Here is a 25,746-nt window from a genome sequence, read left to right on the forward strand (position 1 = left end):
ACCCCCAGAAACAACCATGAATACCAAAGCTGTTGTCACACCCGTTAAAAAAAGTATAGCCACTCCCATTCCCCAACTGTCACCAACGTTTTTATGACATGAAATCCAAAGTTTATATCGAAACCAGTATTCCTAGTTTTTACTATGAAATCCGCACTGAGCCTGATATGATCGCTCGTAAAGAATGGACTTGTTTATGGTGGGATCAGATTAGTAGTCGCTACGATCTTGTCACCAGTATTGCTGTTTTAGATGAACTTAATCAAGGAAATTTCCCTAGCAAAGAAAAAGCAATTCAACTTCTTAATGATATCCCTCTTATAGATATTGAAGCAGAAATTGCAGAAATTGTAGAGGCTTATATTCAAAATCAGGTTATGCCTAATGATCCTTTAGGTGATGCTCTCCATCTTGCTATGGCATCCTATCATAAATGTGACTTTCTTTTAACTTGGAATTGTCGCCACTTGGCTAATGCCAATAAATTTGGGCATATCAGACGAATTAATGTTATGCTGGGCTTGTATGTCCCCTTATTAGTGACACCCTTAGAATTAATAGGAGAAGAATAATGATTACCCTTAATGATTCCACACTTGAGCAAATTCGAGATATTCGTCATCGAATTTCTGAGAATAATAATCATAACCCCTATCAATTGATTGCTTATTACTTAGAATTACAGCAAAAATATAAACTTCAGAAAACCTCAATTTTAAGGGAAGTGGTAGGTACAGATCAGAAAGATGTACAATCTACTGATCAAGAATTCTAGGCAAAAAAACTTGGTTCAATGAAACGACATCAAACATAGCTAATTCTGAACTCAATCCCCAGAAACAACCATGAATACCAAAGCTGTTGTTACACCCGTCAAAAAAAGTACGCCGACTCCTATTCCCCAACTGTCACCAACGGTGGGATTAACCAGTGTGCGGCCGTTTGCGGATGAACAACTGGCTTTAAAAGAAGATGACAGCACCAGTGAACAAAAATTAGCGGGGGCGGCGGCTCCTCCTCCACCCGAAGTACAACGGAATCAGAATCTTAATTCCGGCTATAATTTTGGTCAAATTTCGATTAGTGAATATATTCCCGCCACACCGCAAGCCAAGTTAGTTGTGGGTGCGCCTGGGGATAAATACGAGAAAGAAGCCGATGCAATGGCGGATAAAGTCGTGTCTACGGTTATTCCGGTGCAGAAGCAGGAGGAGCAGGAGGAGCAGGGGAAGGTTAACCTGAAACCGACAACGGACACCATTCAAGCTCCACCGGAGGAAGAGGGAACCATTCACCTCAAACCCTTAACAGAAAACATTCAACAGCGCCAGGAAGAAGATGGAACCGTTCACCTCAAACCCCTAGCTCAAACGATCCAGCGATATGAACAAGAAGCAACCCTTCACCTGAAACGGTTAAGCGGAATTCTTCAACCAAAGGAAATAGAAGGGGTCGTTCACCTCAAATCCATAGACAACCATATTCCGTCAGGGATGAGCCAAACCCTGAAACAGTCTACCTTGATCTCCCGCCAAGGAAACGGCGGATTTGCAGCCAGCGAGAATATTGAAACTCGCGTTAAAAGTAGTAAAGGTGGTGGTGGCCCCCTACCAGATGAAACCCGTGATTTCATGGAAGAAAGGTTTGGGAATGACTTTAGTGGCGTCAAAGTTCACACGGGTTCCGATGCGGTTCAACTCAGTAAAGATCTCGGTGCTCAAGCCTTTACCCATGAGCAAGATGTCTATTTTAATTCGGGAAAATATTCACCCCATACCGACGAAGGGAAAAAACTCCTCGCCCATGAACTCACCCACACAATTCAACAAACCGGCCCTAAAGCCAAGCGTAAGTCTCTGAGTCGGAAAATTCAAAAAAAATCCCAAATTCAGCGTCAAATCCAACCTTCTCCGGTTAAAAATGGAGTTAAAAAAAATCCGCCATTAAATCTCTCTGGCTTAAAAACTTTACCTGAACAATCTCTACAAAAAGAAGATAAAAATAAGTCTGAACCCGCTACCTCAAAAACTGAAGACAAAAAAGCGACGACAACCGATACTAAAGCTGAAGCCACCACCGAAACTAAGACTGAGGAAGCATCAGTTACTAAAGGGGATACTAAAGAAACAGCCGAAACTAAGGCGGAGGAACGGAAAAAGAACGTTGAAAAGGAAAAAGAAGAAGCTAATAAAGAATTAGCTGAAGAGGGGAAAGACAAGGAAGATAAAGGCGCTGAAATGAAAAAATATTTAGCGGCTGAATCCTTGAAAAAAGTTGAAACTCAAACTGCTAAAGTTAAGGAAGATACTGATACTGTTAAAAATAAAGTTAAATCCGGTGAAACTGGGGATAATTTAGGAAAATTAGAGAAAGAAAGCGGGGAAAAAATAGAATCTCAGGCTAAACAAGAAAGTCAAGAAGCTGAAGCAAAAGTTAAAGATAAAGCCGACGAAAAAGGCAAACAAGATGCAAGCGGTCAAAGTCCCTCTAAAGAGACTGTAACACTTCCGCTTCAGGACAAACCTGGGGCTGGGGAAAATTCTCAGCCAGAGCAAACGGATCAGCCTGAAGCCGTCCCACCCATCCCAGAAGGGGAAGCGAAAACCGCCGACACTTCACCGATCGCAGTCCCCGAAGTCAGTGGTGATCAAGCACCAGCGACACCCGAAGCCGACCCCGCTTTTCAGGCGGTGATTAAACAGTCCCAACAACAAGCCGATCAACAAAGCTCTCACCAGTCACCCAAATCCGCCGCCAAGGAAGCCCAAACCGCCGCCGAAGATCCCGACCAACAAATGCGGGAAGCCCAAGCGACCAAAATGGATGATCTGAATGCTAAAAAACCGAAACCCTTTGACCGCAAAGTTTTTGAAGATAGTTTATTAGAAAAATTAAACTTAGTTAAACCCAAAAATGCAGATCAAGCCGATAATTTTGCCAGTAGTGGCAAGACTGATGATATTAAAAATGCCTTAAATACCGAAGTTAAAGGAGCTAAAAAAGAATCAGGAGGGGGTTTGCCAGAGGAAAGTAAAGCACCTCCTGAGCCCGATGCCGAACAACCTAAAAAGGTTGACGAACTGAAACCGACTCAGGAAGTTGTGGGGACTGTACCACCGGAAATTGAAACGGAAAAAGCCGTTCCCAAGGAAAAAACTGAACAGGAAATTGAGGCCCCTTTAGCAGAAACAACCCAGAATTTAGAGGGTGCGTTTGGTGAGATTCAGGCGAAGTCAATCGTTGGTTCTAGCAGTGATCCTGATGAAGTCCAAGCGGATCAAGTGGCGGAACAAGTGATGGCGACGCCCCTAACCCCCCCTAACTCCCCCTTAGCAATGGGGGGAAGGACAGATGCCGAATCTAACTCCCCCATTACCAAGGGGGGCTGGGGGGGTCAAAAGGGGGGGGAAACGATTCAACTGCTTCCTGAAGTCTTGATTCAACGCAAAGAAGAAGTTAAACCCCAGTCCGTTGCCCAACCGGATTCGGAAGTTCCCCTGAATGTAGACCGTTTAGAAACCTGGAAAGATGAGGGCGGGGGGCAAGCCTTAGATGCCTTAAAAGAAGCCAAAACCCATGGCACCACAGAAGGCCCCCAAAAATTCCGTCAAGGGGAACAGGAAACCCTGACTACGGCTAAAACTGACGCCCAGGCATCGGCTAAACAATCCAACGATGATATGTATGCGACTCGTACAGAGTCGATGCAGCAGACCGGGGATTCCCAAGAGGCAACCAAGACGACTGATGAAATAAAACGGACTGAAATTAATACCAATATCCAAAATATTTTTGACAAAACTCAGGGGAATGTTAAGGGTATTTTGGGGAAAATGGATAGTGATGTTAATACTGAGTTTAATCGCGGGATTGGTGCGGCTAAAAATGCTTTTGAAAGCCATGTTAAAAGGAGAATGGCTGAGTACAAAGAAAAACGCTATACCTTGGTATTTCCGATTAAATTACCTAAGCCTTACTGGTTTGGGATCAAAATGGTGAAAGTTGGAGAACTTCGCATTTTTGACTTTATTACCTGGATTAAAGACAAGTTTGCTGGCTTACCCGATGAAGTTAATGTTTTTTATGAAGAGGGAAAAAAACTATATATTGAAGAAGTTAAAAAAAGTATTTCTAATATTGGTGGAATTGTTGAAAAAGGATTAACCGCAGCCCAAACAGAAGTTAACCAAGGGCGAGAAAAAGTTAATGCTTATGTACAAACCTTACCGAAAGACCTGCAAGAAATTGGTGCTCAATCGGCGGCGGATGTGCAAACTAAATTTGATCAATTAGAACAGAGTATTAGCGATAAACAAAATCAACTACTGGAAGATTTAACTAAAAAATATCAATCTAGTTTAAAAGAACTTGATAAACGCATTGAACAGTTAAAAGCCGAAAATGCCAGCTTAATTAGTAAAGCCTTAAAATTTATTGCGGATTTAGCTAAGAATATTATTAAAATTCTCCTCTGGCCGATTAAGAAAATTTTAAGTGTTTTTATTGGATCTCTGGCCGAGGATGTGATTGATGCCCTGATCGATGATCCGGTGCAATTTATGAAGAATCTCTTTAAAGGGATTGGAGATGGGATTAAGAATTTTGCCAATAATATTGCAAAACATTTACTCAATGGGTTAATTACTTGGTTATTTGGTAATTTAGGAGACTTAAAACTTCCTGAAAAATTTGATTTAAAAGGATTTTTAGATATTATTTTACAGGTTTTAGGCTTAACAAAAGAATATGTTTTTGGCATTCTTGGAGATATTTTAGGTGCGCCAGCTGCTAAATTAATTCAGTTTATTCTCGATGTTGTCCTCAAAAAAGGTATAGATAGCCTCAACTATCTTTGGGATTTAGTTAAATTGGTCGTAGAAGCTGGCCCCGATGTGATTATGACTTTAATTAATAAAGGGGTAGAAGCCGTAGAAACTTTCCCTGATTCTGTACAGAACATCTTAGGAAGTGTTAGTGGTGGCCTTGGCGGTATTCTGGGATTTGCTAAGGATTTAATCGGGTCTTTAGGAGAAGATGCCCTTGACTTCATTTCCGGCCTGCAACCGGGCGTAAAATTTATTTTTACCTTCTTTAGTACCTTAATTAAAGATGGTATATCAGGAGTTTGGGAGTTCATCAAATCCTCTTTGGATGATATGAAAAAAATCTTTCTCAAAGGTTTGATGGAAATGGCAATTGTGGAAATCGTCAAGGCGGGGATTAGTTGGCTGATTGGGATGATGAATCCAGCGTCAGGAATTGCTAAAATTGCTAAGATGATTTTTGATGTAATTTCCTTTTTTGTGGAAAAACGGGAAGATATTAAACTCTTTGTGCAAGCAATTTTAGATACTTTAAAAGCCATTTGTGACGGGGCTCCGGCGGTGATGGCGATGATGATTGAACAGGCTTTGGCTAAAATGATTCCGGTTTTATTAGGATTCTTAGCGTCCCTAATTGGTGTTGGGGGAATTCCTAGTAAAGTTAAGAAAATTGTGACTACATTAAAAGCACCTGTGGATAAAACTATCGGGGGAATATTTGGAGGAGCAGCCGCTTTCTTTGGTGGTGGGAAAAGCAAGAAAGGAAAAACAGCCCGCAAAGGTAAAAGCACAAATTCTCAAGGTACAAAGTCTAAAGACACAAAGGCTAAAGACAAGAAAAATAAAGATAAAAAACAACCTCAGAATGATGCCCAGAAACAAATTAAAGGTGCGGGTAATCAGACTCAGAATCTAGCAAGAAATCTTCGAGATCCTGATGCCGTGAATCAAAAATTATCAGGAATTAAGTCTAAACATAAACTCAAACAGTTGAAGTTGACTAAAAAAGGTAAAAATAAATATCAAATTGTCGGTCAAGCGGAAGCGACTAAAGTTCAACGACAGGTTGATTCGGTCGTAACTCAAGGAGAATTACCCCTGAATCTGATGGTGCAACGGTCGGGTGAATCTGCTTGGAAAGATAAGAAAAATCAACTCGTTGTCAAACAGAAAATTACAGGAAATAAGAAGAAAGCTAGTTTGACAATAACGGCAAAATTAATGGATCAGAAAAAGATTTTGCCTAAAGTTGCTAATAAACTCAGATCAATTATTAAGAAAAAATCGAAAGCAAAATTAGTAAAAAGTCAACTTCCAGCCCTGAAATCTCAATATAAACTCAAAACCTTAAGTCTAAATATCCTGAAACCCGATGGCAGTAAATATGTGATTACTGGGGTTGCTCCCGATGAGGATAAATCAACCAAAGCCCAGCGTCAAGCTATGTCAGGAACAACTGATCAAATGCTTGATGCCCATTCCGGGGTAGAAACAGCCATTCAACGTTCCCTCGGTCAAGGTCAACCCCTACCTACCCCCGTGCGGGAACCCATGGAAAATGCCTTTGGTTTTGACTTTGCTCAGGTGCGGATTCATCATGATACCGAGGGCGATCGCCTCAGTCGCTCCCTCGACGCCCGCGCCTTTACCACCGGATCTGACGTTTTCTTCCGCCAGGGTAATTATGAACCTGAAAGTCCTAGTGGTAAAAGGCTCCTCGCCCACGAACTTACCCACGTTGTCCAACAGTCCGGTGAATCCCCCCTATTGTCTCGCACGGTGCAGCGAGTAGAGACGTTGCATGCAACGTCTCTACAGATGCCTTACTTTGTTCAGAGAGAAGCAGAAAACAGTTCAGGGGATTCAGAAGCTTTAGACAAGAGTGAAAATCCCCCAAAATCCGATAAAAACAGCCAAACGTCAGCGCTTGTCGGTGCGGGACTTCTGATTGGAGGCAGTATGTTAGTATCTGGTCTTAGTAAAGGTTTTGGAGGCGGCGGTAAACAAAAAGAACAGGCTAATATCACTCAAAGCATTCAGGGTAACAAACTGACGATGCGGGTGATGATTACAAAACAGCAAGATCAGGATGAGCAAAAAAATCAACGCAAGAAAAAAGATTCATCCGTTGCTAATAATTTGGCTTTACCCGATGATATTGTCGATGATATTGTAGCATTAATTCAACAAATTGTCAATCAATATCCTGACCCTGATATTGTTCAGAAGAAACTGGATAAACTCTCTGTTGATTTTGATTTAGATTTGCTAAAAGTTGTGGGTTCGGCGACAATTGGTAATAGCATAACCTACGATATTCAGGTCAAAGGCCGTCCGCAGGAACCGACGGATGAAAATAACGCAGCGATCGCTAAAAATTTAGATAATCTTACACCTAAAGAACCTGAAACTAGACCCAGAAGCGGTAGTTTATTGGGAGGGTTGTTAAGTCAAGTATCTAAGTCTAAAAAAGACAGCAAAACCAAAGACGGCAAAACTAAAGAAGATCAACCAGAAAAAACTCCGAAAGCTCAAGAAGAAAAGCAAAAAACTAATCCTGAAAAAACTAAAAAAGCAGCAGAAGATGACGCTAAATCTAATCAAGCTCAGGAAGAATTGGCAGACGAAAAAGAAACTGCTAAATCTCAATCTAAGCAAGGCAATAAGCCAGGGAAAAACCCGCTTGACGTTAATACTAAAGTTAAGCGAATTGATCCTGCAACTGTTGAAATTTCTGTTCGGGCTGACCCTAAGAAAAAATAGACTTTTCTCCCCTTTCAAAACGGGACTTATCTGGGTTAATTTAGACTAAAGTAGAATAGGATTTGTACACCGAATCATGTAATACTAACGGCAACATAAACGGTAAGTTTCTCAGGGTCAGTCTAATTCAGGGGCATGGTTATGAAAGCATTTCAACGAAAACGGAATATTCAAAACACCCATCATGATATTCAGCCTGTCCAGGCACAATTTCAGTCCCGTCCCTTTGCAGAACCGCAAGCAGAAACGAAGTCAGTTAGTGAAAATACTTCCTCTTTACAGTCGGGAAACTCTAAACCAGGGTTTAACTTTGCCGAAATTCCCCTTTATCCAACACAACCTCAAGTTACTGCACCCGTTCAACCTAAATTTACCTTCGCTCAAGCTAAATTGGAATCAGGTATTGTCCAACGGGAAGAACAGGAAGAAGAACCTCAAGCTAAATTAGAATCAGGTATTGTTCAACGTTCAGAAGAAGAAGAAGAACCTCAAGCTAAATTAGAGTCGGGTATGGTTCAACGTTCAGAAGAAGAAGAAGAACCTCAAGCTAAATTAGAGTCGGGTATTGCTCAACGTTCAGAAGAAGAAGAAGAACCTCAAGCTAAATTAGAGTCGGGTATTGTTCAACGTTCAGAAGAAGAAGAAGAACCTCAAGCTAAATTAGAGTCGGGTATTGTTCAACGTTCAGAAGAAGATGATGAACCTCAAGCTAAATTAGAGTCGGGTATTGTTCAACGCTCAGAAGAAGATGACGAACCTGCCCAAATGAAAGCACAGTCCTTACCTGTTATCAGTGAAAACAAAGGGCTTCAGTCAAATCGTCAATTTCCACCCATGCAAGTTAAACTGAATCTTGCACCTAGAGATAGTGTTCAATCATTGCCTATACCCGTACAACGGAAAATGGAATGGGCATTTAATACCGATTTTTCCGGGGTGCGAGTCCATACAGGGCCACAAGCCAAACAAATTCAAGCAAAAGCCTTTACTCAAGGTTCAGATATTCACTTTCAACCCGATCAATATAATCCCCACAGTCAACAAGGTCAAGAATTATTAGGACATGAACTCACCCATGTTGTTCAACAACGGGCCGGGAGAGTGAATAAAAAACCTCAAAGTAAAGGCAATAGAATCAATTTTGATTATCAATTAGAAGCTGAAGCAGATAATTTAGGAGCCAAGGCATCTCAGGGTGAACAAGTAGAAGTTTTAGGGGCAAAAAATTTACCTAAATTGTATTCATCTAAAACCATTCAACGGAAAACTCAGCAACTTACACCACTTCCTGATAATGTCGTAACGACAGGTAAGATTTTTAGTAATAAAACTGAAACAATCCAAAAAAAAATTATAACGTATAATCAAATACCCCTGAACGATAAGGATTACGATAAACACGAGAAAATATTAGATGAGATTTATCATGAAACTCATCTGTGGTTAGAAGAAAAAGGAGATAAGGATAGTAGATCTAAATCGATGAAAGAACTAAAGCAGCAAATCGAAGATGAGAAAAAGAAAGTTGAACAACAAAAATCGGGAAGAGATATGTCAATCAATGAAGCGTTCGGAGAGAATATAAACAATGCTACTTTTGCGGCAGATGCTAAAGGTTTTATTGAAGATATAAGCCAAAATATTCAGCAAGGTGAACACTTATCAGTTGGGGAAGTAATCGCAAATCGATCTCTAAATTATGCTGAGTTAATCAAAGCATCTCCTCTAAGTTCGATAGCAGGTTCAGTCGTATCTTTCTTGACATCAGCTTATAGTATTTATGACAGCTATTCTATTAGGAAAGCATTAAAAACAGCGGCGATGGCGAAAAATAAGATTGACCCAGATTCAGTAGACTGGAGCAACCAAGAGGAAGCCGATCAATACTTCGCCACCCAGACGTTTGATTACGGTGCTATCTTAAGTGGTGATGATCAAGTGATGCAGTCGGCTGAATACGGTTATGCTAAAGTTTCAAGAAGATTTTATCGATCAATCTACCATACTGTGAATTCTTTTATTAAGATGATTAGCGATATTCTCTGTGTAACTGGAATAGGTATAATACCAGGAGCTATTATTAAGACCGCACAGGGAGTGCTAAAGTTTGCCGAAGTAGCTATGGACAAGATTAAAGGTTTTATAAAAATTATCACAGGTCGAAGAGGTGTTGGGCGTAAAATTAATGCGGAACATATTGTGGAAGCTGCATTCAAAGGAAATCAAAGAGCTTTACAACTGTTAGTAGATTTAGATCCTATAGGACTTCTATTTAGAATATTGGGGCCGACGGGGAAAAAAGGAATGATCAAAAAACCTAAAAATATTGAAGAGATGATGCAACTTTTAGAAAAAACCAGGAGCGATCCAAAAAATTATGGGACTGAAGGGCAGTTTGTCAGTGCAGTTGCGGAAAAATTGAAATCTTTATAACATCAAATCAATTGCCCCATTTATTAATCAAGAATGTAGTAATTTTAGGAATATGGCTTGATTGAATAAAAATTAACGTCAGGAGAACAGTTTAAGATGTTTATAGACAACACAGAAACAGTATTACAATTCTTGCCGATTGATCGAGAGTTGATATTTCGGGAGGATTCTGATAATTCATTGGTTTTTAAAGGTATAGCGATCGCCCTTAACAAAAAACCCAACAATCACTATGATCGCTGCTGTTTAAAACTTAATATCAGTGAGGAGCAATATCAAAATATTCTCAACAATCAATTATTTAACCTAAAAAAAGATGCCTTAATTCCCATCAAAGAGGGGGAATTTAAGCCCGGTTTAAATCTGGATTTAGTCATAGAATTACGTCCTGATTTATTATCCCAATTTTCAGAATATCAGACCAACGATGCTATTATTGATCACCTCAACGCTGCTCCTGCTAATACCGATTCTGATCAAGAGTTAAATTATACAGAAAATTGGTATTGTTTAATCATTGAACAACAGCAAGAAACCGATGTTATTCAATATCGAACGGTTTGGGATTATCTCAAATTAAGTGCAGCCTTTAACACCCTGAATGGGGCCTCAGAAATCTTACAATCCCTATCTAATTTTCTCAAAGAAACCTTTAATCAAATTGAAACCAATGGAATTGAGAATGATCACTCAAATGGTCAGATTTCCCTAGATACAAATAATTTTATTAAATTTCTCAAAACTATTGAACCCGATGAAGATAGCGAAATGAATCCCCCTCGCTCAATTTCCGAAGTTATGCGAGAATTCTTTAGTGAAGATGATTGGGAATTTGTGGAAATAGAAGAAGAATCAATTTTACAAATGGTGTTTGAAGGAGATAATGGACGTTGGACTTGTTTTGCTTTAGCCATAGAAGAAAATCGACAATTTGTTTTTTACTCCCTGTGTCCAGTTAATACACCGCCTGAAAAATTATCAGCTATGGCAGAATTCTTAACTAAAGTTAATTATGGCACAACAATTGGTAATTTTGAACTGAATTATAGCGATGGTGAAATTCGCTATAAAACCAGTATTGATGTAGAACATGAGCGTTTTACCACCGGACTTGTGAATAATTTAGTTTATATTAACGTTTTAACAATGGATAAATACCTGCCGGGAATTATGGCTATTGTCAATGATAAATTATCCCCAGATGATGCGATCGCCTTCGCTGAATCATCTGCCTCAGAACAGGAGTAAAATAGGATCACGGATTTAAGAAGATTTCACGGATTTCACGGATTTTAATCTGTGTTAATCTGCGTAATCCTCTTAAAATCCGTGATCCTCATTACCCATAATAAATCGTGACCTTACCTAAATTTAAGCCCAAAGTTCCCCGGCGTAGCGTCGAAGAATTCAAAAGACAAGGAATGTGGACAATCACTGGCAGATTGAGCTATTTAACCTACGGATTACGCTACGGACTTTATTATCTAATACCTCCTTCCCTGCGCTGGTTTCTGCCCTTAATTCAAGAAGATGTTAGGGACTTATTTAGACCGGAAACCGAAGCAGAAACCGCCTCCGAAGGAATTGCCCCATCCGTTGAAATAGAGGAAGAATTTCCAGCGAGTAGTTTACAGCTTTATGAAAAATATCGCTGTCCGTTTAACAACCCTTTAAACTGTCAAGAATCTCGACAAGCCCCCCCAAACCCTCCGTGCACGGGGGGCTTGGGGGGGCAGATAATCCCGAAATAAAATCCTGTCCTAAATGTGGATTTCCCACCCCCTTACCCCAACAGGGAGAAATTCAAGGAAAACGGGGACGTTATCGAATTGAACGCTTTATAAATAGTCGAGATCAGAAGCGAATTTATACAGGGATTCAGTTAATAGAAGAACAACCCGTTATAATTCAAGAATATTTACTGCCCAAACGTTATTTTAACGAAAAAGAAGCAATTCAAACCCAAATTGCCTTTGAAAATATTAGTGGTATATCCTTAGCTGATGGTAGAATCCAAACCGGGCGGATTACAGAAGTTATAGAAGCGATTAGCGATCGCAATGATCGGGAACGATGCTATTTAATTACTACTATTAATGATGGCATCACCGCCCGCACCTATTTAACTCGAAAAGGGGCAATGTCCCCTCGCCAAATGCGTTACTTTACAAACCAAGCACTGCAAAGTTTAGAATACCTTCATGGCCAAAAATTCCGCTTACCAAACGGCCAAATTCAAGCCAGTTTTGTTCATGGCAATTTGAGCCTTGATAGTGTGTTTATTTCACCTCAAGAACAACTTTATTTTCACGATCCCCAATTTCGCGTTTATTTGGGGGATTTAGCTCTTTGGGAGCGGTTATTTGATCCCCCTCCCTCTGTGCGTTTAATTCCCACCGTCGCCCAAGATTTAAAAGCATTAGGTTATGTCTGTTTTTACCTGTTAGCAGGAGGTGAACGAGATTACAATGATCGCTTTTTTGACCCTAGATTAAGTCAAGATTGGGGTAAAACCGATATCGCCCTGAAGTTGTTTCTATTGCGTTTATTAGAACTCGATATCCCCTTTAGTAGTGCTACAGAAGCCCGTCGCGCCCTGTTAAACTTACCCGAAGAAAACCTCCTAGACGAGATTTATAGGGATTCTCTACCGACCGAGGAGACCCGTAAACGCCAGAAAAAATGGTGGTGGTGGCTGTTGCTATTTTTCCTTGTAGGTTTGTTGGTAAGTGGGTTAGCCTGGTGGCTATGGCGGCGACCCGTGGCAATGGCTAAGAATAATACTCCGACTTGCTGTATTAGTGATGTGGCAGGAGTTCCAACCGGGGAATTTACCTATAGTGGGGAGGAGAATGGGATTTGGAATTATGTGTGGCGACAACCGAATTTGATCAAAAAAGATCAGACCTTAGAAGCCGAATTTGCCCAACGACGCCCTCAACTTCAGTTAGAATATCTGCCCCAACCTACAGGGGAAAAAGCGATCGCCGAAGTTCAATCAGGAAATGTTGATTTTGCTATTAGTAGTCTGACCGCAAATCTTCGCAACGACCTCAAGGCGCGAACTTTTGCTTATGACGGTTTGACCGTTTACGTTCCCTTTAGTTATGAACAACGGGATTTGTCTCTCCCCAAATATCTTAACGGCCAAATTAGCATTCAACAATTGCAACAACTCTACGCCGGACGCATTACCAACTGGCAACAGTTAGGGGGGCCAGACTTACCCGTGCGACTGTATATTCCTAAGAGTCAGGAAGCGATTCGTCTTTTTGAGGATCGTGTCCTTCAAGAAGCCGAATTAATTGCACAATTTAGGAAAATGGTAGAAAAAAGCGATCGCACCTCTCGATCAGGGAATTCTGAGGGGAATATGCCTAAAATAGTACAAATGTCAACTATTCCGGCGTTGCGGACTGTTTTGCAAGAGTTTGAAAACGAACAAATAGGGGCGATCGGATTTGGGGCGATCTCTCAAGTATTTGGCCAGTGTTCAGTGTATCCTTTAGCCATAGGCGATCGCAATAACAACTTCATTCAACCCCTGATCCAAGAAAATCAGCAACCCATTGATCCGACTACGGATTTGTGCGGTCAAAAAGGCAGTTATTACCCAGATTACCAAGCCTTTCAGACAGGTAATTATCCCCTAGCCTATCCCCTAGCCGTTATTTTCAGGCGCGATAACCGTCGAGAGGCCATCGGTGATCGATTTGCCGAAATCTTAAACACCCAAGAAAGTCAGGAATTACTCAGTAAAACAGGTATTACACCTATTTTTAATCCATGAAATCCGTGAAATCCGCGAAATCCGCGATCAAGATTCGACCTTTAGTTAATACCCACCCCCATCCCGATTTTCTATACTAGATCTAATTAGCAGAGGTTCGCTTATTATGGCATTCAATCAAGACATTCCGCCGAATTGGAAACCCATCAGCGAATTAAATGCTCCTGCGGGTTACGGCGCCTCAGCTAAAATTCAAAGCAATCAGTCTGATAGCAACTCGGAAAATAATTTTGATCACCTCTGCAATATTGCGGTCGAAATCAGAAACGACCCTTTAAAAATGCGGTTGTTAGCTGACCGAATTTATGAAATGATGTTAGAAGATTTACGTTGGCAAAAAGAACGTAGTAGGAATTAGGAATTAGGAATTACGAATTAATTATAGAGGTTGAATATCAAAATCATGCAAAAAAATTATATTACCGTTAATCGTTTCTATGTTGAAATGGAAAGCGAAGTTAAAGCCTCCTTTACTGATTGTTCAGGTTTAGGAGTTAATGTTAAAAAAGAAACCTATTTAGAAGGGGGTGTTAACGATCAACAAAGAATTATTTTAGGCCATGCTGAATTTACCGATGTCACTCTCAAACGTGGAATGACTAATGATTTAATATTCTGGACATGGATTAATTCTGTTCTAAGTGATATACCAAAAAGCCGTCGAAATGTTAATATATTGCTCTTTAATCAAGCTGGAGAAACCATGCTGTGTTGGACATTAATTGGTGCAGTTCCAATTAGTTGGAAAGCCCCTGGATTTCAATCCGATGGTAATTCAGTTGCGATTGAAGAATTAACCTTAGCCTATGAAGGTTTAAAAGTGAGAACCAACCAAGGAGGAGGTCGTGCTAGTGTTGGTTTAAGTCGAGGTAGTGTTGGGTTTTTTCCTAATAATTAGACAGGTATTTTATTGATGGCTGAGTCGATGTATAATCAACAGAATATTAATCAAAAAAGTACAGAAACACCCACAGAAGAAGACGCTCTAGGAATTAAAAATCCTCTTTTGACCCCAACGACCTTGGGACAGAACTTTTTGTCCCTACAATCAATATCACCTCTGGGCTCACGGTCAATTAACCTAATAAATTGGTCATTAATTTCTCCCAATCAAACCCTATTACAAAACTTTCAGGATAATGAAAATTGGCAGGATTCTTCAATAAGTGAATTTCGACCCTTTAGCAAAAATTCATTAACTGAAAATTCACCAATTATTGAACCACAATCTGACAAAACTTTACCATCTTCAGTCCCAATTCAACTATCATCAGAATTACCGATACAGCAACCACCAGAAACCTCATTTATCGATTCAGAATCACCCATACCACAACCACCAGAAACCCCATCCTCTGACTCAGAATCACCCATAGGACAAACAGAAAATATTTTTCCTTTTCAGATAGATCAAAAAACACGAAGAAACTCTGTTATTCAAAATAGTAAAAGTTCTATATCTCATTTCTTTCAAAAAAAATCAGAATTTCCCAGAGAAAAAATATCCCAAGAAAATGTTAATAAATTAACAAAAAAATCAGCAGAAAATCAGGATATATCAACAACAGAAGAATCGGTTATTAATTCTATAGAAACTAATGATTTACAAACAATTAATCCTACAGATATTCCTAACCCAGAAATTCCCGTTTCAACTCTTCAGAAACAACCGGATTCCACAATTGATAATATTCCCCAAACTGAATCAGTATCAACAATTAATCCTACAGATATTCCTAACCCAGAAATTCCCGTTTCAACTCTCCAAAAACAATCGGATTCCACAATTGATAATATTCCCCAAACTGAATCAGTATCAACAATTAATCCTACAGATATTCCTAACCCAGAAATTCCCGTTTCAACTCTCCAAAAACAATCGGATTCCACAATTGATAACCTTCCTCAAACTGAATCAGTATCAACAATTAATCCTACAGATATTATTAACCCAGAAATTCCCGTTTCAACTCTCCAGAAACAACCGGATTCTACAATTGATAACCTTCCTCAAACTGAATCAGTATCAACAATTAATCCTACAGATATTCTTAACCCAGAAATTCCCGTTTCAACTCTCCAGAAACAACCGGATTCTACAATTGATAACCTTCCTCAAACTGAATCAGTATCAACAATTAATCCTACAGATATTCTTAACCCAGAAATTCCCGTTTCAACTCTCCAGAAACAACCGGATTCTACCGTTGATAACATTCCCCAAACTGAATCAGTATCAACAATTAATCCTACAGATATTATTAACCCAGAAATTCCTGTTTCAACTCTCCAGAAACAATCGGATTCCGCATCAGTAATTAATCCCACGGGTATTCTTAACCCAGAAATTCCCGTTTCAACTCTCCAAAAACAACCGGAATCAGTATCAGTAATTAATCCCACGGATATTCTTAACCCAGAAATTCCCGTTTCAACTCTCCAGAAACAACCGGATTCCGCATCAGTAATTAATCCCACTGGTATTGTTACACCAGAAATTCCCGTTTCAACTCTTCAAAAACAACCGGATTCCACCGTTGATAACCTTCCCCAAACTGAATCAGTATCAACAATTAATCCTACAGATATTATTAACCCAGAAATTCCTGTTTCAACTCTCCAAAAACAATCGGATTCCGCAATTGATAACCTTCCTCAAACTGAATCAGTATCAACAATTAATCCTACAGATATTCTTAACCCAGAAATTCTCGTTTCAACTCTCCAAAAACAACCGGATTCCACCGTTGATAACCTTCCTCAAACTGAATCAGTATCAACAATTAATCCCACGGGTATTGTTACACCAGAAATTCCTGTTTCAACTCTTCAAAAACAACCGGATTCCACCGTTGATAACCTTCCCCAAACTGAATCAGTATCAACAATTAATCCCACGGATATTCTTAACCCAGAAATTCCCGTTTCAAATCTCCAGAAACAATCGGATTCCGCAATTGATAACCTTCCCCAAACTGAATCAGTATCAGTAATTAATCCTACAGATATTCTTAACCCAGAAATTCCCGTTTCAACTCTCCAGAAACAACCGGATTCTACCGTTGATAACATTCCCCAAACTGAATCAGTATCAACAATTAATCCTACAGATATTCCTAACCCAGAAATTCCCGTTTCAACTCTTCAGAAACAACCGGATTCCGCATCAACAATTAATCCCACGGATATTCTTAACCCAGAAATTCCCGTTTCAACTCTCCAGAAACAACCGGATTCCGCATCAGTAATTAATCCCACTGGTATTGTTACACCAGAAATTCCCGTTTCAACTCTTCAAAAACAACCGGATTCCACCGTTGATAACCTTCCCCAAACTGAATCAGTATCAACAATTAATCCTACAGATATTATTAACCCAGAAATTCCTGTTTCAACTCTTCAAAAACAACCGGATTCCGCAATTGATAACCTTCCTCAAACTGAATCAGTATCAACAATTAATCCTACAGATATTCTTAACCCAGAAATTCTCGTTTCAACTCTCCAAAAACAACCGGATTCCACCGTTGATAACCTTCCTCAAACTGAATCAGTATCAACAATTAATCCCACGGGTATTGTTACACCAGAAATTCCTGTTTCAACTCTTCAAAAACAACCGGATTCCACAATTGATAACCTTCCTCAAACTGAATCAGTATCAACAATTAATCCCACAGATATTCTTAACCCAGAAATTCCCGTTTCAACTCTTCAGAAACAACCGGATTCCGCATCAACAATTAATCCCACGGATATTCTTAACCCAGAAATTCCTGTTTCAACTCTCCAGAAACAACCGGATTCCGCATCAGTAATTAATCCCACTGGTATTGTTACACCAGAAATTCCCGTTTCAACTCTTCAAAAACAACCGGATTCCACAATTGATAACCTTCCCCAAACTGAATCAGTATCAGTAATTAATCCTACAGATATTGTTACACCAGAAATTCCTGTTTCAACTCTTCAAAAACAACCGGATTCCACAATTGATAACCTTCCCCAAACTGAATCAGTATCAGTAATTAATCCTACAGATATTGTTACACCAGAAATTCCCGTTTCAACTCTCCAAAAACAATCGGATTCCACAATTGATAATATTCCCCAAACTGAATCAGTATCAACAATTAATCCTACAGATATTCCTAACCCAGAAATTCCCGTTTCAACTCTCCAAAAACAATCGGATTCCACAATTGATAACCTTCCTCAAACTGAATCAGTATCAACAATTAATCCTACAGATATTATTAACCCAGAAATTCCCGTTTCAACTCTCCAGAAACAACCGGATTCTACAATTGATAACCTTCCTCAAACTGAATCAGTATCAACAATTAATCCTACAGATATTCTTAACCCAGAAATTCCCGTTTCAACTCTCCAGAAACAACCGGATTCTACCGTTGATAACATTCCCCAAACTGAATCAGTATCAACAATTAATCCTACAGATATTATTAACCCAGAAATTCCCGTTTCAACTCTCCAGAAACAACCGGATTCTACCGTTGATAACATTCCCCAAACTGAATCAGTATCAACAATTAATCCTACAGATATTATTAACCCAGAAATTCCTGTTTCAACTCTCCAGAAACAATCGGATTCCGCATCAGTAATTAATCCCACGGGTATTCTTAATGGGACTTAAACAAAAATAAGGGAAGAAATAGATGATAATGATTATGTAGCAAGCACATAACATTCAAGAATAACGAATGAAAGAGACAACCCCGGCAGCGATGCCCCCCTGCTTTGACCGATGGTGTCAAAGATTTGACGATATATTTGGTCATCTTGCCCAAAAACGGGAATTTAGGAACTATTTAGGGGGATTATTGGGAGAAAGTGAGCGAAAAAACCTGTCGCAAATGGCGAATAACTCCGTAGGAGTAGCTTACCACCGATTACACCACTTTTTAACCGAAGCTCCCTGGTTAGCAATGAAACTGAATCAGCGTCGCCTGGAGGTGATGAATCAGTGTAAGCAAACCCAGATTAGTCGGGGATTTGCCCTAATTATTGATGATTCAGGACATCGAAAAAGCGGGAACTTTACTGATGGAGTGGGACGACAATACATCGGAGAAATCGGAAAAACCGACAATGGAATCGTAGCAGTAACGAGCCATCTATACGATGGCAAAAAAAGCCTACCATTAGATATAGAATTATATCAAAAAGCCGAGTCATTACCGTCAGGAAAAGCTGACCCGGAATTTAAAAAGAAACCGGAAATAGCATTAGAATTAATAGAAAGGAGCTTAGAGAGAGGATATCAACCGGGAATTGTGCTAACAGATGCCGGGTATGGAAATAACACAAATTTTTTACAAGAGTTAGAGAAAAAAAGATTAAAATATATAGGGGGAGTCGCCAAGAATCGAAAGGTAATCCTCAAAAAGGGGGAAGATAAAACAGAGGAAACTCGATTAGATAATTTAGCCAAATCGTTGCCCCAAGGAGCTTTTAGTGAAATTCAACTCCAACTAGAAAAACCCAGAACTGTGTGGGTAGCAACAAAAGAAATTGAATTATCAAAGTATGCAGGGAAGAAAGTAATAGCCATCGTCATGAATGCTGCCACTTTCGACCAAGCCAGTGATATTGATTATTTAATGACTAATGTTGAGGCATCAAAAGCCACAGGAGAATGGATAGTAACGACCTATTCACAAAGAAATTGGATAGAAGTTTTTTACAGGGAAGCTAAGGGTTGGTTGGGGCTGAAAGAATATCAAGTCCGAGATAAAAGAAGTCTAATCAGACATTGGATTTTGGTATTTTGTGCCTATACTTTTATTCTCTGGCATAGTTTAACTGGAGGGTTAAGACGTCGATGGGCTAACAAACCTTTAAACACATTTGCTGATGCCCTTGAAGCCTTCCGCACAGCGATTTCCTTTCGATTTGTGGAGTGGCTCCAGAATAATAGGGATGTATTTGCAGCCTACAAAGCAAGTTTAGGCTTGATTTGGGCTTGATTTTTGTTTAAGTCCCATTAACCCAGAAATTCCCGTTTCAACTCTCCAAAAACAACCGGAATCAGTATCAGTAATTAATCCCACGGATATTCTTAACCCAGAAATTCCCGTTTCAACTCTCCAAAAACAACCGGATTCCACAATTGATAACCTTCCTCAAACTGAATCAGTATCAACAATTAATCCTACAGATATTCTTAACCCAGAAATTCCCGTTTCAACTCTCCAAAAACAACCGGAATCAGTATCAGTAATTAATCCCACAGATATTCCTAACCCAGAAATTCCCATTTCAACTCTCCAAAAACAACTGGATTCCACCGTTGATAACCTTCCCCAAACGGAATCAGTATCAGCAATTAATCCTACAGATATTATTAACCCAGAAATTCCTGTTTCAACTCTCCAAAAACAATCGGATTCCGCAATTGATAACCTTCCCCAAACTGAATCAGTATCAGTAATTAATCCTACAGATATTATTAACCCAGAAATTCCCGTTTCAACTCTCCAAAAACAACCGGATTCCACAATTGATAACATTTCTCAAACGGAATCAGTATCAACAATTAATCCTACAGATATTCTTAACCCAGAAATTCCCTTTTCAAATCTCCAGAAACAATCGGAATCAGTATCAGTAATTAATCCCACGGATATTCTTAACCCAGAAATTCCTGTTTCAACTCTCCAGAAACAACCGGAATCAGTATCAGTAATTAATCCCACGGATATTCTTAACCCAGAAATTCCCGTTTCAACTCTCCAAAAACAACCGGATTCCACAATTGATAACCTTCCTCAAACTGAATCAGTATCAACAATTAATCCTACAGATATTCTTAACCCAGAAATTCCCGTTTCAACTCTCCAAAAACAACCGGAATCAGTATCAGTAATTAATCCCACGGATATTCTTAACCCAGAAATTCCCGTTTCAACTCTTCAGAAACAACCGGATTCCACAATTGATAATATTCCCCAAACGGAATCAGTATCAACAATTAATCCTACAGATATTCTTAACCCAGAAATTCCCGTTTCAACTCTCCAAAAACAATCGGATTCCGCATCAACAATTAATCCCACGGATATTCCTAACCCAGAAATTCCCGTTTCAACTCTCCAAAAACAACCGGATTCCACCGTTGATAACCTTCCCCAAACTGAATCAGTATCAACAATTAATCCTACAGATATTATTAACCCAGAAATTCCCGTTTCAACTCTCCAGAAACAACCGGATTCCGCATCAACAATTAATCCCACGGGTATTCCTAACCCAGAAATTCCCGTTTCAACTCTTCAGAAACAACCGGATTCCACAATTGATAACCTTCCTCAAACTGAATCAGTATCAACAATTAATCCCACAGATATTCTTAACCCAGAAATTCCCGTTTCAACTCTTCAGAAACAACCGGATTCCGCATCAACAATTAATCCCACGGATATTCTTAACCCAGAAATTCCCGTTTCAACTCTCCAGAAACAACCGGATTCCGCATCAGTAATTAATCCCACTGGTATTGTTACACCAGAAATTCCCGTTTCAACTCTTCAAAAACAACCGGATTCCACAATTGATAACCTTCCCCAAACTGAATCAGTATCAGTAATTAATCCTACAGATATTGTTACACCAGAAATTCCTGTTTCAACTCTTCAAAAACAACCGGATTCCACAATTGATAACCTTCCCCAAACTGAATCAGTATCAGTAATTAATCCTACAGATATTGTTACACCAGAAATTCCTGTTTCAACTCTTCAAAAACAACCGGATTCCACAATTGATAACCTTCCTCAAACTGAATCAGTATCAACAATTAATCCTACAGATATTATTAACCCAGAAATTCCTGTTTCAACTCTCCAAAAACAATCGGAATCAGTATCAGTAATTAATCCCACGGATATTCTTAACCCAGAAATCCCCGTTTCAACTCTCCAAAAACAACCGGATTCCACAATTGATAATATTCCCCAAAAGGAATCAGTATCAACAATTAATCCTACAGATATTCTTAACCCAGAAATTCCTGTTTCAACTCTTCAGAAACAACCGGATTCCGCATCAACAATTAATCCCACGGGTATTCCTAACCCAGAAATTCCTGTTTCAACTCTCCAAAAACAACCGGATTCCACAATTGATAACCTTCCTCAAACTGAATCAGTATCAACAATTAATCCTACAGATATTATTAACCCAGAAATTCCTGTTTCAACTCTCCAAAAACAATCGGAATCAGTATCAGTAATTAATCCCACGGATATTCTTAACCCAGAAATTCCTGTTTCAACTCTCCAGAAACAACCGGATTCCACCGTTGATAACATTCCCCAAACTGAATCAGTATCAACAATTAATCCTACAGATATTATTAACCCAGAAATTCCCGTTTCAACTCTTCAGAAACAACCGGATTCCACAATTGATAATATTCCCCAAACGGAATCAGTATCAACAATTAATCCTACAGATATTCTTAACCCAGAAATTCCCGTTTCAACTCTCCAAAAACAACCGGATTCCACAATTGATAACCTTCCCCAAACGGAATCAGTATCAACAATTAATCCTACAGATATTCTTAACCCAGAAATTCCCGTTTCAACTCTCCAAAAACAACCGGATTCCACAATTGATAACCTTCCCCAAACGGAATCAGTATCAACAATTAATCCTACAGATATTATTAACCCAGAAATTCCCGTTTCAACTCTCCAAAAACAACCGGATTCCACAATTGATAATATTCCCCAAACGGAATCAGTATCAACAATTAATCCTACAGATATTCTTAACCCAGAAATTCCCTTTTCAACTCTCCAAAAACAATCGGATTCCACCGTTGATAACCTTCCTCAAACTGAATCAGTATCAACAATTAATCCTACAGATATTCCTAACCCAGAAATTCCCGTTTCAACTCTTCAGAAACAACCGGATTCCACAATTGATAACCTTCCCCAAACTGAATCAGTATCAACAATTAATCCTACAGATATTCTTAACCCAGAAATTCCCGTTTCAACTCTCCAAAAACAACCGGATTCCACAATTGATAACCTTCCCCAAACGGAATCAGTATCAACAATTAATCCTACAGATATTCTTAACCCAGAAATTCCCTTTTCAACTCTCCAGAAACAATCGAATTCCACCGTTGATAACCTTCCTCAAACGGAATCAGTATCAACAATTAATCCTACAGATATTCTTAACCCAGAAATTCCCGTTTCAACTCTCCAGAAACAACCGGATTCCGCATCAGTAATTAATCCCACTGGTATTGTTACACCAGAAATTCCCGTTTCAACTCTCCAAAAACAACCGGATTCCACAATTGATAACCTTCCTCAAACTGAATCAGTATCAACAATTAATCCTACAGATATTATTAACCCAGAAATTCCTGTTTCAACTCTCCAAAAACAATCGGATTCCGCATCAACAATTAATCCCACGGATATTCCTAACCCAGAAATTCCTGTTTCAACTCTCCAAAAACAATCGGATTCCGCAATTGATAACCTTCCTCAAACTGAATCAGTATCAACAATTAATCCTACAGATATTATTAACCCAGAAATTCCTGTTTCAACTCTCCAAAAACAATCGGATTCCGCATCAACAATTAATCCCACGGATATTCCTAACCCAGAAATTCCTGTTTCAACTCTCCAAAAACAATCGGATTCCGCAATTGATAACCTTCCTCAAACTGAATCAGTATCAACAATTAATCCTACAGATATTCCTAACCCAGAAATTCCCTTTTCAACTCTCCAGAAACAATCGGAATCAGTATCAGTAATTAATCCCACGGATATTCTTAACCCAGAAATTCCCGTTTCAACTCTCCAGAAACAACCGGATTCCGCATCAGTAATTAATCCCACGGGTATTGTTACACCAGAAATTCCTGTTTCAACTCTTCAAAAACAACCGGATTCCACAATTGATAACCTTCCTCAAACTGAATCAGTATCAACAATTAATCCTACAGATATTCCTAACCCAGAAATTCCCGTTTCAACTCTCCAGAAACAACCGGATTCCGCATCAGTAATTAATCCCACTGGTATTGTTACACCAGAAATCCCGGTTTCTGATATCCAAAAACAAACGGAAAGTCAAACTGTTGCACAATTGTTAAGACAACCTGGTGCTATTCCTCAACTTCCTCAAGTATTAGAAAATATTACCCATAGCAAACCTTTAGGTATTTCCAAATCTTTAATTCAACCATCTAAATTGATCTCAGAAACTTCCTTTCTTCAAACTAATCCTATGCTATCAAAAGATGAACATGAAAATGTTTTAGATAATCTGGATCAGTTTGCTTCTCCTTCAACGATTAATATAGAGCCAAAATCTGAGCCGAATTTTAACAATGAATCATCAAAACAAGGTATAATGATTCAACAGCAAGAAAGCGATTTTTCAACCTCAGATGTTCCTGATTCTTGGTCAAGTATTGAAGAATTGCTCGGTGAAAGCAACTCAACGCCAAGTAAGCCAACTGTTGTGCAAGCTTTCTTCAAAAAAGAAGGGCGACAAGCGAAGCACAGTAAACACCCGCATCGGGGGTCAGATATCCGTACTGGGATGCTGTTACCCCCTGGAATTTCTAGTGGTGTTGCGGGAATTCACAATTTAGATTCACAACAGCAGCCAACTTCTGTAAAGGTACTAATGGAAAAAACAATCCAAACTAGAATACAACAGGAACAAAAAACTGCTAGTCGTAAAGCTGAACCTGTTGAAACTCTTACTCGCTCAAATTTAGGACTAGAAGAGCATCAGCTTTCATCAGCAATTATAGCACAAAAGGAGGAAACAAAACAGGCGGAAACTAAAACAGATCAAGTTGAAGTTTTAGCTAGAGAAATTTATGGTCTTGTCCGACAACGTTTTGAAATAGAAAGGGAGCGACAGGGTTCATCTTATGATCGTCGATTACTTTAAGTATAATTTTGTCTCAAAAAGTTCTTAATATTTTTTTTGAGGCTATCAGCACAGTTACTTATAATTAAGGAGAAAAATATGTCAAGTTCATCGGCAAAAGGTGGGGTAAAACAGATAGCTTCAACACTGGGAACAGCGTTGAAAAATGCTATGCTTGAGGCGGCGGATATAAAAATTTTGGAAGCTGCCGCAGCAAAGGATCTGAAAAGAGATCAGCAGTTTATATTAGAAGAAGATAGTAACAAAACTCTAGCTCAGCAAAGTTACAAAGCGCAACAAAGGGATCAACGGTTAGTCAAAGCTGCTCTAATACCGAGAACGGGTGAAGCAGCTTCTCCGATTTACTTTATGTTCAATCCAACTGATTTGAGTTTAAGCCGATCTGTTACCATTAAAACAATGGATGGATCGAGAACACAAAGGGGCTTACCGAAAGTTAACTTTGGCTCTATTGAAGCTTATAAACTTACCTTATCTGGGATTTTATTTGATACCTATGAAACGGGTGCGAGTGTTTTTGATAGTATTAAACCCCTATTGGATGCAGTGGATTTTTCTAAATTTAAAGATCCTTTTGCGAAATCAACAACTCCTGGGGGATACCAAGAAAGGCTGGTTAAATTAAGTTCATCGGAAACAGCAATGCAATCCTTTGTGGGATCGGTCGGGGGAAAAAATGTCTTGGGTTATAGAGAATTTGGTTCAGAAAAGGTCGGTAGTCAGACATTGGAAACAAGACGACCTCCTGTTTTTTATTTTATTTGGGGTGAAAAGAATTATATGTGTTGTATGATTAAACAATTAGACTATAAATTAACCATGTTTTTACCCAATGGAACACCCGTGCGAGCTATGGTTAACATTACTTTAGAAGAAGTTGATTTAGGGGTGGCAAGTAGAGCCTTCAGCGAGCGCCAAAAATTTGTGGTGACATAATCACTTTTAGTTAGGGAACACCGGAACACC

The 25,746-nt window shown here is 39.2% G+C and carries 23 protein-coding genes; 13 read left to right on the top strand and 10 right to left on the bottom strand.

Annotated elements, in window-relative coordinates; translation table 11 throughout:
- The first annotated feature begins 98 nt into the window (after positions 1-98).
- The 11 genes from NMG86_RS21345 to NMG86_RS21395 all read left to right on the top strand — a co-directional run bounded on the left by NMG86_RS21345 (position 99) and on the right by NMG86_RS21395 (position 19,802).
- Positions 99-572 carry a type II toxin-antitoxin system VapC family toxin gene (locus tag NMG86_RS21345; RefSeq protein WP_026785223.1) on the top strand — a complete coding sequence of 158 codons (474 nt, stop codon included), beginning with the start codon at positions 99-101 and terminating at the stop codon, positions 570-572.
- Positions 572-775 (top strand): hypothetical protein, encoded by a 204-nt coding sequence (locus tag NMG86_RS21350; RefSeq protein WP_026785222.1) that lies wholly within the window; start codon positions 572-574, stop codon positions 773-775. Before NMG86_RS21345 ends, NMG86_RS21350 begins: the two co-directional genes overlap by 1 nt.
- Positions 776-845: 70 nt before the next feature.
- A complete protein-coding gene (locus tag NMG86_RS21355) occupies positions 846-7,586 on the top strand; it encodes an eCIS core domain-containing protein (protein WP_026796462.1) in 6,741 nt (2,246 codons plus the stop codon).
- Between the two features lie 141 nt (positions 7,587-7,727).
- Positions 7,728-10,019 carry an eCIS core domain-containing protein gene (locus NMG86_RS21360; RefSeq protein WP_052338559.1) on the top strand — a complete coding sequence of 764 codons (2,292 nt, stop codon included), beginning with the start codon at positions 7,728-7,730 and terminating at the stop codon, positions 10,017-10,019.
- 96 nt (positions 10,020-10,115) lie between these two features.
- The gene (locus NMG86_RS21365; protein WP_026796463.1) at positions 10,116-11,267 is read left to right on the top strand and encodes a type III secretion system chaperone family protein; all 1,152 of its coding nucleotides are present in this window, start codon (positions 10,116-10,118) and stop codon (positions 11,265-11,267) included.
- Positions 11,268-11,374: 107 nt separating this feature from the next.
- On the top strand, positions 11,375-11,770 hold the full coding sequence (locus NMG86_RS21370) for a hypothetical protein (protein WP_026796464.1): 396 nt from the start codon (positions 11,375-11,377) through the stop codon (positions 11,768-11,770).
- Positions 11,731-13,809, top strand: a complete 2,079-nt coding sequence (locus NMG86_RS21375) for a substrate-binding domain-containing protein (protein WP_052338560.1) — start codon at positions 11,731-11,733, stop codon at positions 13,807-13,809. Before NMG86_RS21370 ends, NMG86_RS21375 begins: the two co-directional genes overlap by 40 nt.
- Before the next feature lie 106 nt (positions 13,810-13,915).
- Positions 13,916-14,167 carry a hypothetical protein gene (locus NMG86_RS21380; protein ID WP_026796060.1) on the top strand — a complete coding sequence of 84 codons (252 nt, stop codon included), beginning with the start codon at positions 13,916-13,918 and terminating at the stop codon, positions 14,165-14,167.
- Positions 14,168-14,212: 45 nt separating this feature from the next.
- Positions 14,213-14,707, top strand: a complete 495-nt coding sequence (locus NMG86_RS21385) for a phage tail protein (RefSeq protein ID WP_036833753.1) — start codon at positions 14,213-14,215, stop codon at positions 14,705-14,707.
- A 15-nt stretch (positions 14,708-14,722) separates the two neighbouring features.
- Positions 14,723-18,469, top strand: a complete 3,747-nt coding sequence (locus NMG86_RS21390; RefSeq protein WP_499103720.1) for a hypothetical protein — start codon at positions 14,723-14,725, stop codon at positions 18,467-18,469.
- 67 nt (positions 18,470-18,536) lie between these two features.
- Positions 18,537-19,802 carry an IS701 family transposase gene (locus tag NMG86_RS21395; protein ID WP_026796362.1) on the top strand — a complete coding sequence of 422 codons (1,266 nt, stop codon included), beginning with the start codon at positions 18,537-18,539 and terminating at the stop codon, positions 19,800-19,802.
- Here NMG86_RS21395 and NMG86_RS21400 read toward each other — a convergent pair.
- From NMG86_RS21400 to NMG86_RS21445, 10 genes are all read right to left on the bottom strand, one after another.
- Positions 19,782-19,943, bottom strand: a complete 162-nt coding sequence (locus tag NMG86_RS21400; protein ID WP_499103721.1) for a hypothetical protein — start codon at positions 19,941-19,943, stop codon at positions 19,782-19,784. The genes NMG86_RS21395 and NMG86_RS21400 overlap by 21 nt on opposite strands.
- Positions 19,944-19,958: 15 nt before the next feature.
- A complete protein-coding gene (locus NMG86_RS21405; RefSeq protein WP_026796465.1) occupies positions 19,959-20,345 on the bottom strand; it encodes a hypothetical protein in 387 nt (128 codons plus the stop codon).
- Between the two features lie 3 nt (positions 20,346-20,348).
- Positions 20,349-20,588 (bottom strand): hypothetical protein, encoded by a 240-nt coding sequence (locus NMG86_RS21410; RefSeq protein ID WP_026796466.1) that lies wholly within the window; start codon positions 20,586-20,588, stop codon positions 20,349-20,351.
- Between the two features lie 159 nt (positions 20,589-20,747).
- Positions 20,748-21,071 carry a hypothetical protein gene (locus NMG86_RS21415; protein WP_026796467.1) on the bottom strand — a complete coding sequence of 108 codons (324 nt, stop codon included), beginning with the start codon at positions 21,069-21,071 and terminating at the stop codon, positions 20,748-20,750.
- A 537-nt stretch (positions 21,072-21,608) separates the two neighbouring features.
- A complete protein-coding gene (locus NMG86_RS21420; protein ID WP_499103722.1) occupies positions 21,609-21,773 on the bottom strand; it encodes a hypothetical protein in 165 nt (54 codons plus the stop codon).
- A 195-nt stretch (positions 21,774-21,968) separates the two neighbouring features.
- Complete coding sequence (locus NMG86_RS21425; RefSeq protein WP_499103723.1) at positions 21,969-22,145, bottom strand: hypothetical protein; 177 nt, start codon at positions 22,143-22,145, stop codon at positions 21,969-21,971.
- A gap of 72 nt (positions 22,146-22,217) precedes the next feature.
- Complete coding sequence (locus NMG86_RS21430; RefSeq protein WP_499103724.1) at positions 22,218-22,658, bottom strand: hypothetical protein; 441 nt, start codon at positions 22,656-22,658, stop codon at positions 22,218-22,220.
- 84 nt (positions 22,659-22,742) lie between these two features.
- Complete coding sequence (locus tag NMG86_RS21435; RefSeq protein ID WP_148292402.1) at positions 22,743-22,973, bottom strand: hypothetical protein; 231 nt, start codon at positions 22,971-22,973, stop codon at positions 22,743-22,745.
- A 15-nt stretch (positions 22,974-22,988) separates the two neighbouring features.
- On the bottom strand, positions 22,989-23,153 hold the full coding sequence (locus NMG86_RS21440) for a hypothetical protein (protein WP_499103725.1): 165 nt from the start codon (positions 23,151-23,153) through the stop codon (positions 22,989-22,991).
- Between the two features lie 375 nt (positions 23,154-23,528).
- Complete coding sequence (locus NMG86_RS21445; protein WP_148292403.1) at positions 23,529-23,711, bottom strand: hypothetical protein; 183 nt, start codon at positions 23,709-23,711, stop codon at positions 23,529-23,531.
- Positions 23,712-24,102: 391 nt separating this feature from the next.
- Here NMG86_RS21445 and NMG86_RS21450 point away from each other — a divergent pair, with 391 nt between their 5' ends.
- Positions 24,103-24,780 (top strand): hypothetical protein, encoded by a 678-nt coding sequence (locus NMG86_RS21450; RefSeq protein ID WP_499103726.1) that lies wholly within the window; start codon positions 24,103-24,105, stop codon positions 24,778-24,780.
- Between the two features lie 78 nt (positions 24,781-24,858).
- Positions 24,859-25,716, top strand: coding sequence for a CIS tube protein (locus tag NMG86_RS21455; RefSeq protein ID WP_237747556.1), 858 nt, complete (start codon positions 24,859-24,861; stop codon positions 25,714-25,716).
- The last annotated feature ends 30 nt before the right edge of the window (positions 25,717-25,746 follow it).

Source organism: Planktothrix rubescens CCAP 1459/22, from assembly GCA_904830895.1.
GTDB classification, from domain to species: Bacteria; Cyanobacteriota; Cyanobacteriia; order Cyanobacteriales; family Microcoleaceae; genus Planktothrix; species Planktothrix agardhii.

Coding starts and splice junctions, on each gene's coding strand:
- NMG86_RS21405 (WP_026796465.1), bottom strand. CDS start 20,345: ATGTTATCAATTGTGGAATCCGGTTGTTTTTGGAGAGTTGAAACGGGA.
- NMG86_RS21350 (WP_026785222.1), top strand. CDS start 572: ATGATTACCCTTAATGATTCCACACTTGAGCAAATTCGAGATATTCGT.
- NMG86_RS21385 (WP_036833753.1), top strand. CDS start 14,213: ATGCAAAAAAATTATATTACCGTTAATCGTTTCTATGTTGAAATGGAA.
- NMG86_RS21390 (WP_499103720.1), top strand. CDS start 14,723: ATGGCTGAGTCGATGTATAATCAACAGAATATTAATCAAAAAAGTACA.
- NMG86_RS21360 (WP_052338559.1), top strand. CDS start 7,728: ATGAAAGCATTTCAACGAAAACGGAATATTCAAAACACCCATCATGAT.
- NMG86_RS21345 (WP_026785223.1), top strand. CDS start 99: ATGAAATCCAAAGTTTATATCGAAACCAGTATTCCTAGTTTTTACTAT.
- NMG86_RS21380 (WP_026796060.1), top strand. CDS start 13,916: ATGGCATTCAATCAAGACATTCCGCCGAATTGGAAACCCATCAGCGAA.
- NMG86_RS21355 (WP_026796462.1), top strand. CDS start 846: ATGAATACCAAAGCTGTTGTTACACCCGTCAAAAAAAGTACGCCGACT.
- NMG86_RS21450 (WP_499103726.1), top strand. CDS start 24,103: ATGCTATCAAAAGATGAACATGAAAATGTTTTAGATAATCTGGATCAG.
- NMG86_RS21365 (WP_026796463.1), top strand. CDS start 10,116: ATGTTTATAGACAACACAGAAACAGTATTACAATTCTTGCCGATTGAT.
- NMG86_RS21395 (WP_026796362.1), top strand. CDS start 18,537: ATGAAAGAGACAACCCCGGCAGCGATGCCCCCCTGCTTTGACCGATGG.
- NMG86_RS21455 (WP_237747556.1), top strand. CDS start 24,859: ATGTCAAGTTCATCGGCAAAAGGTGGGGTAAAACAGATAGCTTCAACA.
- NMG86_RS21425 (WP_499103723.1), bottom strand. CDS start 22,145: ATGTTATCAACGGTGGAATCCGGTTGTTTCTGGAGAGTTGAAACAGGA.